Here is a 12,173-nt window from a genome sequence, read left to right as displayed (position 1 = left end):
GCCCGGGCGGCTGCCCGGCTGCCAGGCGCCAATTGCCTAGGCCCTTATCCGGTGGGCCAGGCGCATACGGGATCGATGCATCGATGTCGCACGGGCTTGCTGCTCGCGGCGCTGGTCGTGCTGCCCGCGACGCTGGCGCCGCTGCAGCCGGCAGCAGCGGCAACGGCGCAAAATAACGAAGCCAACCTGGTGTTGCTGGAGGTGCGCATCGGCAGCCAGCTGCTGTCCGAGGGCGTCACGGCTTACGAGATCGGACGCGACGTCTACCTGCCGCTGGGCGAGATCGCGCGCCTGCTGACCCTGGCCATCCGGGTGGCGCCCGGTGAAGGCCGCGCCAGCGGCTACATCCTCACCGAAGAGCGCGGTTTCAGCCTCGATGTGCAGGCGGGCGCGCTCGACATCGCCGGCCGCCGCGAAGCCTTCGAGCCGTCGCAAGTCAAGCTGGAAGGGGGCGAGGTCTTCGTCGCCAGCCGGGTGCTGGCGCGCTGGCTGCCGGTCGATTTCGACCTCGACTTGTCCAACCTGGCCTTGAAGGTGCGCCCGCGCGAACAGTTGCCGCTGCAGGCGCGCCTGGCGCGGCGCGAGCGCGGCAGCCTGCCCGGTGCCCGCGGCGGCTATCTCGATCCCGGCTATCCGCGCCTGGCCACGCCCTACCGCCTGGCCGACCTGCCTTTCGTCGACCAGACGCTCGGCCTGGCCGCGAACCGGCGCAATGGGCGGCGCCAGAGCGAGGCGTCCTACACCGCCTACCTGACCACCGATCTGCTGGGGATGGAGGCGGCGCTGTATGCCAGCCGCGACCGCAACGAGCACGATCTGTCGTCCGGGCTGCGCCTGACGCTCGGACGCAACGATCCGGATGGCGGCCTGCTCGGTCCCCTGAAGGCGCGCAGCGCGCTGTTCGGCAGCGTGCCGGTTCCCGGTGTGGCCAACATCTCGAGCAGCAGCCCGACCGGCAACGGCATCGCGCTCAGCAACCGCCCGCTGGACCAGCCGACCAGCTTTGACCGCCACACGCTGCAGGGCGACTTGCCGCCGGGCTGGGATGTCGAGCTGTACTACAACGAGGCCCTGGTCGGCGTCCAGCAGTCGCGCCCGGACGGAAAATACAGCTTCGAGGACCAGCCCCTGGCCTACGGGCCGAACGAATTCCGGCTGGTGTTCCACGGGCCGCTCGGACAGATGCGCGTCGAGCGCCAGTCCTTCCTGCTCGAACAGTCGGCGCTGCCGCGCGGCGCCTTGTTCTATGACCTGGCCGCACACCGCGACCAGGACGGGCGCCAGCGCGCGCTGGCCCAGTTCGAGTGGGGCGCGAGCGAACACCTGAACCTGACCGCCGGCTGGCAGCGCCTGCCGCTGTTCGACACCACGCGCAGCTATGCCAGCCTGGGCCTGCGCAGCTATTGGAAAAACGTCATCCTGACCGCCGATACGCTCAAGGCCGACGACGGCGGCAAGCTCGCTGAAGTGGGCGTGAAAACGCGGTCCGGCAACATCGCGCTGTCGGCCAGCCGCGCCCGCCTGGACGGCTTCAGCAGCGACTTCTTCGCGGCCACGGGCGACCGCGTGCGCACCCGCGACGAGCTGCGCGCCGAAGGCGTGCTGGCGCTGGGCGGCGCCGGCTTCTTTCCGCTGTCGCTCCAGCTCCGGCGCGACGTGCTGGCCTCGGGCGCGGAGCAGCGCGAAGTGCAAGGGCGGGTATCGGCCTATCGCCACAGCACCGCGGTCAGCAATGCGCTGCGCTGGCAGTCGCTGGGCGGCGCCGAGCGGGCCGAAGGCTTGCTGCAAGTGAGCCGCAGGGTGGCCGGCATCGGCATCACAAGCCAGCTGCAATACACGCTCAAGCCCGACACCGCAGTGAGCAGTGCGGTTGTGTCGGCCGACTGGTACCTGCTTGACGGCTACATGCTGAACCTGGGCGTGACGCGCATGTTCCACGAGCGCGAACTGCGCGCCACCGGGTCGCTCAACAAAAGCCTGGGCAGTTTCGGCCTCGGCGTCAGCGGTTTTTATTCGAACCACGGCGATTACGGCGCCGGCGTGCAGCTATTCATGGCGATGGGGCTGGAGCCACGCGGCAGGCGCCTGCTGCGCGAAGCCCAGCCGATGGCGAACGTGGGCGCGGCGTCGATCCGCGTCTTCCTCGACAAGAACCTGAATGGCGCCATGGACGAGGGCGAGGAGGGCATTCCCGGCGCCGGCTTCACGGTCAACGGCGCCAATTACGGCGTGCGCACCGACGCCGGCGGCCTGGCATGGCTGCCGCGCCTGCCGGCCAGCCAGCACACCGACATCGGCATTGACCCCGACACGCTCGAGGACCCGCAGTGGCAAGCCCAGCTGCGCGGGGTGCGCATCGTGCCGCGCCCGGGCAAGGTCAGCCAGGTGGATTTCGCCGTCAGCGTGACCGGCGAAGTCGATGGCACGACTTACCTGCTGGCCAAGGGGACACGGCGGCCGATCGGCGACCTGCAGCTCGAACTGGTCGACGCGTCGCGCAAGGTGGTCTCGACCATCGCCAGCGCCGCCGACGGCTATTACGTCATGACCGGTATCTTCCCCGGCGAGTATTTCCTGCGCATCGCGCCGGACCAGCTCAAGCGCCTCGGCTTGCAGGACACCGGCATGCACATCATCAAGATCGGGGTCGACGGCACCGTGCTCAACGGCCGTGACCTCGACGTGCGGGGTGCCGACGGCGCTTGAATGCCGGGTTTGCGTTTACAATGGCCGGTTTCGCGCAACGCGGATCACGGATCACGGAACACGGCGGGCAGGCATGGCAAAACAATTCGATGTAGCGGTAATCGGCGCGGGCGCGGCCGGCATGATGTGCGCGGCCGTGGCCGCCGGGCGGGGCAAGCGCGTGGTCCTGATCGACCATGCCGAGAAGCTGGCCGAAAAGATCCGCATCTCCGGCGGCGGGCGCTGCAACTTCACCAATATGAACGCCGGGCCGGCAAACTTTCTGTCCGAGAACCCGCATTTCTGCAAAAGCGCGCTGTCGCGCTACACGGCGCAGGACTTCCTGGCGCTGGTCAAGAAATACCGCATCGGCCACCACGAAAAGCACCGCGGCCAGTTGTTCTGCAACGATTCGAGCGAACAGATCATCGCCATGCTCAAGGCCGAGTGCGCCGCGGGCGAGGTCAACTGGCGCATGCCATGCAAGGTGCTGTCGGTCGCGAAAGCAGGCGAGGGCTTCGTTCTTGCCACCGACCATGGCGACATCGAAGCGGCCAGCGTGGTGGTGGCCACCGGCGGCCTGTCGATCCCGAAGATCGGCGCGACCGACCTCGGCTACCGGCTCGCCACCCAGTTCGGCCTGCCCCTGGTCGAGCCGCGTCCCGGCCTGGTGCCGCTGACCTTCGACGGCCCCAGTTGGGCGCCATTCGCACCACTGGCCGGCATTGCGCTGGAAGTGGAGGTGTCCACGGGCAGCGGCAAGGGAAAAACCGCCAAGCGCGGCCTGTTCCGCGAAGACCTGCTGTTCACCCACCGCGGCCTGTCGGGCCCGGCCATCCTGCAGATTTCCAGCTACTGGCAGCCCGGCACGCCGATCGTGATCAACCTGTTGCCGGAACTCGAGGTCGCTGAAGAACTGATCGGCGCGAAAACCACCGTCAAGAAGCAGCTCGGCAACGTGCTGTCGGCCTGGCTGCCGGCGCGCCTGGTCGAGGGCCTGCTGCTGGCCAACGGCTTCACGCCAGAGTCCCGCCTGGCCGACATGCCCGACGCCAAGCTGCGCCAGCTGGGCGATGCCATCAACCGCTGGGCCATCGTGCCGACCGGCTCCGAAGGCTACCGCAAGGCCGAAGTCACGCTCGGCGGCGTCGACACGCGCGCGCTGTCCCAGCAAACGATGATGGCCAGGGACGTGCCGGGCCTGTACTTCATCGGCGAAACGGTGGACGTTACCGGCTGGCTAGGCGGGTATAATTTCCAGTGGGCCTGGGCTTCAGGCTTCGTCGCCGGAGAGAGTGTTTAGAGGTTTTTTCCTCCTGCAAACTCCTGTGTCAATTTCATCACACGCCCGTAATCTCTTCCACTGCTTGTCAAAAGCTGCTAGAATTTCGTTCTTCCCTAAATCCAACACGGTTTGATTTTTACATGACCACTATCCGCCTTAAAGAAAACGAGCCGTTCGAAGTCGCTATGCGTCGCTTCAAGCGTACTATCGAAAAAACCGGTCTTCTGACTGAACTGCGCGCACGCGAGTTCTACGAAAAGCCAACTGCAGAGCGTAAGCGCAAGCTTGCCGCTGCCGTGAAGCGCCACTACAAGCGCATCCGCAGCCAGCAACTGCCAAAGAAACTGTACTAAGACTGTCCAGCCGGCTTGCACCGGTGACAGAGCAAAAGGCTCGTCCCGGCAGCCGCTAGGAAGTCCTGTGAACCCGCCCTGGTTGTTACCCCGGCGGGTTTTGTTGTTTGTATCCATCCATTCGGAGATGCCATGAGCCTGAAAGAACAAATCACGAACGACATGAAAGCGGCGATGCGGGCCAAGGAAGCCGGCAAGCTGAACACGATCCGCCTGATCCTGGCCGACATCAAGCGCAAGGAAGTCGACGAGCAGATCGAACTGGACGACCAGCAGACTGTCGCCATCGTCGAAAAGATGATCAAGCAGCGCAAGGATTCGATCACCCAGTTCGAAGCCGGTAACCGCCAGGACCTGGCCGATATCGAAAAAGCCGAGCTCGAAGTGCTGGCAAACTACATGCCTGCGGGGCTGTCGGACGACGAGATCGCGGCGGAAGTTGCCGCTGCCGTCACGGCGTCCGGCGCCGCCGGCCCGCAGGACATGGGCAAGGTCATGGCCATCGTCAAGCCGAAGCTGGCTGGCCGCGCCGACATGACCGTGGTCTCGACCCTGGTCAAGAAAGCACTATCCGGCGCTTGACGAGACACCTGAGGCAACAACGAAAAGCCGTTTGACCCCATGATTGTTGTAGATCAACTTTGCAGCGAACGCTGCGGTATAGTCTGACCTTAGACAAACACTGTACAAGCAACGTGATCCCGCAATCATTTATTACCGATCTGCTCAACCGTGTCGACATCGTCGACGTGGTTGGGCGCTACGTCCAGCTGAAAAAGGGCGGCGCCAATTACATGGGGCTGTGTCCGTTTCACAGCGAAAAATCCCCCAGCTTCACCGTCAGCCCCACCAAGCAGTTTTATCACTGCTTCGGCTGCGGCGCGCATGGCACCTCGATCGGTTTCCTGATCGAATACTCGGGCATGGGTTTCGTCGAAGCGGTCAAGGACCTGGCCCAGGGCGTGGGCATGGTCGTGCCCGAAGCCGACGACAAGATTCCGCCCCAGCAGCGCGCCGCCCAGCAGGCGCAGTCGCAATCGATGACGGAAGCGCTGAGCCAGGCCTGCGATTACTACCGCGCCCAGCTCAAATCCGCACCGAACGCCATCGACTACCTGAAGAAACGTGGATTGACCGGCGAAGTGGCAGCCCGCTTCGGCATGGGTTACGCGCCCTCCGGCTGGGACAACCTGCGCACGGTCTTCCCCGACTACGACGCGCTGGCGCTGGTGGAATCGGGCCTGGTCATCGACAAGGTCGACGAGGACGGCGGCAACAAGAAGCGCTACGACCGCTTCCGCGAACGCATCATGTTCCCGATCCGTAACACGAAAGGGCAGGTGATCGGCTTCGGCGGGCGCGTGCTCGACAGTGGTGAACCAAAATACCTGAACTCGCCGGAAACCCCGCTGTTCCAGAAGGGACTCGAGCTCTACGGTCTGTTCGAAGCGCGCCAGGCCATCCGCGACGCCGGCTATGTGCTGGTGACCGAAGGCTATATGGACGTCGTCGCCCTGGCCCAGCTCGGCTTCCCGCAAGCGGTTGCCACGCTCGGTACCGCCTGCACCAGTACCCACGTGCAAAAGCTGCTGCGCCAGACCGACAACGTCATCTTCAGCTTCGACGGCGATAAAGCCGGGCGCCGCGCCGCACGGCGCGCACTTGATGCATGCTTGCCGCAGGTCAGCGACAACAAGACCATCCAGTTCCTGTTCCTGCCGCAAGACCACGACCCCGACAGCTTCGTGCGCGAGTTCGGCGGTGATGCTTTCGCGCAGGAAATCAACGACGCCATGCCGCTGTCGCAATTCCTGCTGCGCGAAGTGACCGCCGAGCATGACCTGTCGACACCGGAAGGGCGCGCCCGCGTGCAGTTCGATGCCAAGCCGCTGCTGCAATCGATGACGCCCACCAGCCTGCGCCTGCAGATCGTGCGGGGTCTTGCCAGCCTGACCGAATCGACGCCGGCCGAAATCGAAAGCCTGTTCGAGCTGTCCAAGCCGGTATCGGTGGCAAAACGGGCGCCGCCGCGCCAGGGCCGGCCGGAGCCGGTGGGGCTGCCCTTGCAGATCGAACGTATTCTGGTTGCGCATCCAGCGCTGTCCCTGAACCTGGACGAGGCGGCGCTGCAAGCGCTCGATTATCTCGGCCAGGAATCGGCGGACGCCTTGCGTTACCTTATTGGCATGGCGCAAGCACTTGGCGAGTACGGCAACTTTGCTGCCTTGTCCGAACAATTGAAAGAGGGCAGCGGCGCCTACGACGAAATCATCGCCAGGATCGCGTCGGAGCCGGAATCGGATGCCGACGCCGAACGAATCGTACTTGCCGGTGCTGTGAGGCAAATCAAGAAAAATGCCTTGGATGAGGAGTTAAAACAGTTGTTTTCGAAGGGCCTGGCCCCAGATCAGGTAAGCACTCGCTATCGCGAGATCACGGCCCAGCAGCAGGTCTTGGCGCGTGAAGAGGCAGAGTCGGCAGCAGTGCGTTAGGCCCCTGTTGTGAAAGCAACAAGTGCCCTGTGTTCGACTGGAAAAAGTAGGGGTGCGTGCTATAATAAAACGCTAACTATTGCAACCTTTGAAATGACTTTCATGTCCAAAGGGTCGGGGAGTTTCAGTTAGCGCAGCAGTGTTGTACGCTGTATGCAGCGTGATGTAAGGTAACAAAACTTTATCTTTAACCATCGTAAAGTTAGTCGTTGTGACATCGAAAGCGCCTGTGCCAACCAAGAAACCCGAACCCATCGTGGCTGCCAAAACCACCAGAATGTCCGCCAAGGCGGACAATGCACAAGACAAGGCGGAAGTTCGCACCGCGGGCACCGCGCCACTCGTTAACCAGACCACCGATGCGGCCACGCTGGCCGCCATCGATACCTCGGGCTACGTGTTGCCATCCGTGAAGGTACCGGGGCGGCGCGGGCGCAAGCCGAAGGAATTCACGCCCGAGAACGAAGAAGTCGCTGCCCTCAACGCCGTCGAACGCGCCGAACTGAAAGCCGTCGACAAGGCCAAGGCCAAGGACCGCAAGGCCAAGGAAAAGGCTCTGCTGAAAGACGCGTTCTCGGCCGACACCGAAGCGAGCGAAGAAGAAATCGAGACCCGGCGCCAGAAGCTCAAGGCGCTGATCAAGTCCGGCAAGGAGCGCGGTTTCCTGACCTATGCGGAAATCAACGATCACTTGCCGGAGAACATCGTCGATCCGGAAGCGATCGAAGGCATCATCGGCACCTTCAACGACATGGGCATTGCCGTGTACGAGCACGCGCCCGATGCCGAAACGCTGTTGCTGTCCGACAATGTCGCCACCGTCACCAGCGATGACGAAGCCGAAGCCGCCGCCGAGGCCGCGCTGTCCACCGTCGACTCCGACTTCGGCCGCACGACCGATCCGGTGCGCATGTACATGCGCGAGATGGGTTCGGTCGAACTGCTGACCCGCGAAGGCGAAATCGAAATCGCCAAGCGCATCGAGGATGGCCTGCGCGACATGATCCAGGCCATTTCCGCCTGCCCGGTCACGATCGCCGAAATTATCTCCGCCTCCAAGCGCATCGCCGCCGACGAAATCAAGATCGACGAAATCGTCGACGGCCTGGTCGACGAAGACGGCGCCGAAGAGACCCCGGTCGCCGCCATCGTCCCGAGCGCCGAGGGCGACGAAGAAGACGAGGAAGACGAAACCGCCGAGGAAGAGGGCGAAGAGGAAGAAGCCGCCGCCAGCACCGGCGCGGCCGGCTATTCGGCTGAGCAGCTGGAAGCGCTGAAGCTGTCCGCCCTCGAAAAATTCGGCACCATCGAGTCGCAGTTCGACAAGATGCGCAAGGCCTACGAAAAAGACGGCTACAACTCGAAAGCCTACGTCAAGGCCCAGGAAACGATCTCCAGCGAACTGCTCGGCATCCGTTTCACCGCAAAAGTCGTCGAAAAGCTGTGCGACACCCTGCGCGGCCAGGTCGACGAAGTGCGCCACATCGAAAAGCAGATCCTCGACGTTGCCGTGAACCGCTGCGGCATGCCGCGCGCCCACTTCATCAAGGTCTTCCCGGGCAATGAAACGAATCTGGAATGGGTCGACGGCGAAGTCAACGCCGGCCACGCCTACAGCGCCATCCTCGGCCGCAACATCCCGACGATCAAGGAACTGCAGCAACGCCTGATCGACCTGCAGTCGCGCGTCGTGCTGCCGCTGCCGGACCTGCGCAACATCAACCGCCAGATGGCGGCCGGTGAAATGAAGGCCCGTAAAGCCAAGCGCGAGATGACCGAGGCCAACCTGCGCCTCGTGATCTCGATCGCCAAGAAATACACCAACCGCGGCCTGCAATTCCTCGACCTGATCCAGGAAGGCAATATCGGCCTGATGAAGGCGGTGGACAAGTTCGAATACCGCCGCGGCTATAAATTCTCGACCTATGCCACGTGGTGGATCCGCCAGGCCATCACCCGCTCGATCGCCGACCAGGCGCGCACCATCCGTATTCCGGTGCACATGATCGAGACCATCAACAAGATGAACCGCATCTCGCGCCAGATCCTGCAAGAAACGGGTGCGGAACCGGACCCGGCAACGCTCGCGATCAAGATGGAAATGCCGGAAGACAAGATCCGGAAGATCATGAAGATCGCGAAAGAGCCGATTTCGATGGAAACGCCGATCGGCGACGACGACGATTCGCACCTGGGCGACTTCATCGAGGACAACAACACCTTGGCCCCGTCCGACGCTGCCCTGCATGCCTCGATGCGCGGCGTCGTGAAGGATGTGCTGGACTCGCTGACCCCACGCGAAGCGAAGGTGCTGCGCATGCGTTTCGGCATCGAGATGTCGACGGACCACACGCTGGAAGAGGTCGGCAAGCAGTTCGACGTCACCCGCGAGCGCATCCGCCAGATCGAAGCGAAGGCCCTGCGCAAGCTGCGCCACCCGTCGCGCTCAGACAAGCTGAAGAGCTTCCTGGAGGGGAGTAATTGATTGGTGGGTGCCAGGCCTTGACGGCTCGACACTAAACGCAATATCCTCTCGCCACTTCGTCCGGGATACCGCAGCGCGGTGGCGAGATTCTTCTTCCCATCTGTACAAGTTTTGGGCCTCTAGCTCATGCCTGGTTAGAGCAGCGGACTCATAATCCGTTGGTGCCGTGTTCGACTCACGGGAGGCCTACCAATAAAAGTTAAGGGTTAGCAGGATAGTGACTGCTAACCCTTTCCTTTTTCCGCTCTCCGCTAGGCAGATCGCAGGCAGAAGCGATTTAATATCCGGCGCGCACCTCTAGCGGCTGGCGCAGTTCCTTCCGACGATCCTGGAACCGGCATGACGCCCCGAGGGCGAATGTTTTTGCTCGCGACGTCCGCATTCACTCCGACTGTGCATTTTCGGGTTTAGCAATGTTGCTGAGCAGCTCACCGTCCAGCCATGCCCTGATTGTATCAATCAGGGTCCTTGTTCCTTCTGGCAGTGTCAATCCCATCAGGTTGAGTGGGATTGCGGTTAACTCGATGTCACTGCCTCCCAAAGCTGATGGCACCCGCCAGATCGTTGGCTCGCGATTTACGTCAACCGGATAGGTCAGCGAGACCCGCTGGCAGCCAAGGACATGGCCAGCGGTCAGCACTTGATAAGTGTCCGGTGCTTTCGGTCGCGAGCCGAGACGCTTGTACTTGGAATCGGTGACCGCGACCGGAACATCTTGGGCGTCGCGGAAAACCACATCAGGTGTCGTCTCCAGCCTCGTCCCTGAGCCAGCAATGACCTCACCGAACTTCAACGCGCCTTTACTGACTCGTTTGCCCCCTTGACTGGCCGCACGCTGACATAGCCAGTATATGTACTTCTCGTAGATAACATCGGAGTTCCACAGGAACCCAGACAAGGCATGATCGCCGCTTGCATGATGGACACCGGCCCCTTCCAAGAGCAATACCCCGACCACTCGCGCCGCCTCCAGCCCCTGGTACTGGATGCCGAGGCCGATTCGCTGCGCGTCAAGGAGGTGGGGAGGTTGTCGGCCGACATGGGAGAGGCCGGCTGCGATCTCGCGCATTGCCCGGGCTCGTCCGGGTGCTTTCACAGTTGCAGCTAGACATTCAGCGGACCAGCGCAGTAGCCGGGCTAATGCCGTGTCGCTAGTCAGGAGATCAGCGACGTACGGAAGCTCCCACTGGCGTACCACCCACTCGCTTAAACGTGAGGTGTCCAGACTCCCTCGAAGCGTGTAGTCGGTTGCCTGCTCGCTCAGGTAGCAGCGCGGTAGACCGCGTGCCGCCCCCTTGCCATAGGACGCAAGGAACATCTCGGCGAGTAGGTCAGGCATGGACAAGGACGATAGATGGGCCGTCGTTAGTTCGTCGACATGACCGCCCTCGACAACCGTGAGGATCCGCCACAATACCGTCTGCCAGCTGCCGTCGGCACTATTCAGGAATTTCGGAGCGATCTCGAGGTCGGTGTCGCCGATGCGGACGACGCCTGTGACGTCCTTGGCTCGAAGCTTCAGAAGCCCGTTGCCGATGTCCTCTGCCCGGATAGGATCGCCTGAGAGCCCTAGCGCCCGGCGCCAACGCTTGTTTGCCTCGGCCAACGCGCAGAGATCCAGATCCTTGACTGGACAACTGACCGGTTCGCCATACTCCTGGAGCTTGATGCGCACCAGGGAAGTCATCGCATCAGCCACCTGAAAGATCGCTTGATGACGTCGATGTCGAGCTCGCTGACCCGGACGGGGGCAATGGTCCTCGCCCCGACCGTTCTCCCCACTGCAGTTCGCAGCCTCCAGGCATAGCTCCCGACTGGTGGAGCATTTTCGACGCGCAAGAGGTCCATCAACTGCTCAGGCCGGCCAGAGTACCTGTCCTCCAGCTGGGGAAACAGGACGTCGTCCCAGGTCTTGGCCAGGGTGCGCCATACGTCCTTTTCCTCGACTGGCTGGACGGTTCCACTGGCGTCCGTCTTGTTGGCCAGCACCGGTGTGAGAAGGCCATGGCCGAGCTCGAACTCGGGACCCAGGTCGGAGGCGATGGTGACGTTCAGTCGGTCGAGGAGGAGATAGGCGGTTTCAAACGGAGTAAGCGTTTCCCAGTTGTCCTCAGTGGGCGCCGGGACCATGGTCTGGTCCAGACCCCAATGCCCAGCAAGGACGGCGAGATTGGGTCGCATCTCGATCCGGTCGAACCGGCGTCCAAGTGCGCTGTCGATCGGCACTGCCGCCCGATCGACGCTGTTCATCGTCGAGACAATGTAGACATGCTTCGGGAACGTGAAGCCTTCTGGAATTGTCGACGCCGCGCCACCGGGCCGATGGATCTCTTCACTGCGGCCCTCTTCGTAGGTTAGCTGTCGAAGTGGCAGCGGGAGAGGAACTCTTCCACTGTCGCGATAATCGAAGTCAAGGAAGGTCATGAACTCGCCGAATATGCGGGCGGCATTGCCGCGGTTGATCTCATCGATAAAGATCACGACTGACTTGTACTTGGACCCAGGATCCGCGAGCTCGAGCGCGGCGTCGAGAAAGACCCCGGCCCATGGCCGCAGGCGGGTACCCTTATCTGTGATCTCCGGCCGCAGCCCAAGCACGAAATCCTCATAGCCATACGACTGGTGGAAAGTTGTCCACACAACCTTCACGGGTTGTGGGATCGTGATTTCCTGTTCAGGCCTGCTGAATGGCGTATCAGCATCAGCGATGTCGAGAAGAATGCCCCGCGTTGCCTCTGGCGGCTTATTCAAGGCATCGAACAGCTCGCTGATCAGCCTCGTCTTGCCTGTGGCAGGCGGGCCGTAAAGCAGTACATTTCTGCCGGCACCCCACGAGGACAGAATGTCGTTAATTTTGTCAGCCATGTCGCATT

General features: G+C 62.5%; 8 protein-coding genes and 1 tRNA gene. 7 read left to right on the top strand and 2 right to left on the bottom strand.

Annotated features, from left to right (window positions below):
• Nucleotides 1-75: 75 nt before the first annotated feature.
• From AC56KZ_RS08690 to AC56KZ_RS08660, 7 genes are all read left to right on the top strand, one after another.
• Nucleotides 76-2,706 (top strand): MSCRAMM family protein, encoded by a 2,631-nt coding sequence (locus tag AC56KZ_RS08690; protein WP_497161750.1) that lies wholly within the window; start codon nt 76-78, stop codon nt 2,704-2,706.
• A 73-nt stretch (nt 2,707-2,779) separates the two neighbouring features.
• Nucleotides 2,780-3,988, top strand: a complete 1,209-nt coding sequence (locus tag AC56KZ_RS08685; RefSeq protein WP_497161749.1) for a BaiN/RdsA family NAD(P)/FAD-dependent oxidoreductase — start codon at nt 2,780-2,782, stop codon at nt 3,986-3,988.
• A gap of 122 nt (nt 3,989-4,110) precedes the next feature.
• On the top strand, nt 4,111-4,323 hold the full coding sequence (gene rpsU / locus AC56KZ_RS08680) for a 30S ribosomal protein S21 (RefSeq protein WP_005665410.1): 213 nt from the start codon (nt 4,111-4,113) through the stop codon (nt 4,321-4,323).
• A 132-nt stretch (nt 4,324-4,455) separates the two neighbouring features.
• Nucleotides 4,456-4,905 carry a GatB/YqeY domain-containing protein gene (locus AC56KZ_RS08675; RefSeq protein ID WP_497161748.1) on the top strand — a complete coding sequence of 150 codons (450 nt, stop codon included), beginning with the start codon at nt 4,456-4,458 and terminating at the stop codon, nt 4,903-4,905.
• Between the two features lie 113 nt (nt 4,906-5,018).
• A complete protein-coding gene (gene dnaG, locus AC56KZ_RS08670) occupies nt 5,019-6,815 on the top strand; it encodes a DNA primase (protein WP_497161747.1) in 1,797 nt (598 codons plus the stop codon).
• Between the two features lie 277 nt (nt 6,816-7,092).
• Nucleotides 7,093-9,300, top strand: a complete 2,208-nt coding sequence (gene rpoD / locus AC56KZ_RS08665) for an RNA polymerase sigma factor RpoD (RefSeq protein ID WP_497162127.1) — start codon at nt 7,093-7,095, stop codon at nt 9,298-9,300.
• Between the two features lie 113 nt (nt 9,301-9,413).
• Nucleotides 9,414-9,492 (top strand) — tRNA-Ile (locus AC56KZ_RS08660).
• A gap of 190 nt (nt 9,493-9,682) precedes the next feature.
• On the opposite strand, the gene AC56KZ_RS08655 is transcribed toward AC56KZ_RS08660, so the two are convergent.
• A complete protein-coding gene (locus tag AC56KZ_RS08655) occupies nt 9,683-10,987 on the bottom strand; it encodes a 5-methylcytosine restriction system specificity protein McrC (protein ID WP_497161746.1) in 1,305 nt (434 codons plus the stop codon).
• Nucleotides 10,984-12,165, bottom strand: coding sequence for an AAA family ATPase (locus AC56KZ_RS08650; protein ID WP_497161745.1), 1,182 nt, complete (start codon nt 12,163-12,165; stop codon nt 10,984-10,986). Before AC56KZ_RS08650 ends, AC56KZ_RS08655 begins: the two co-directional genes overlap by 4 nt.
• Nucleotides 12,166-12,173 lie beyond the last annotated feature (8 nt).

Source organism: Telluria sp. LT2P34, from assembly GCF_059685915.1.
Note: the sequence above shows the minus strand (reverse complement) of the source record. Positions and strands in the feature narration are given on the sequence as shown.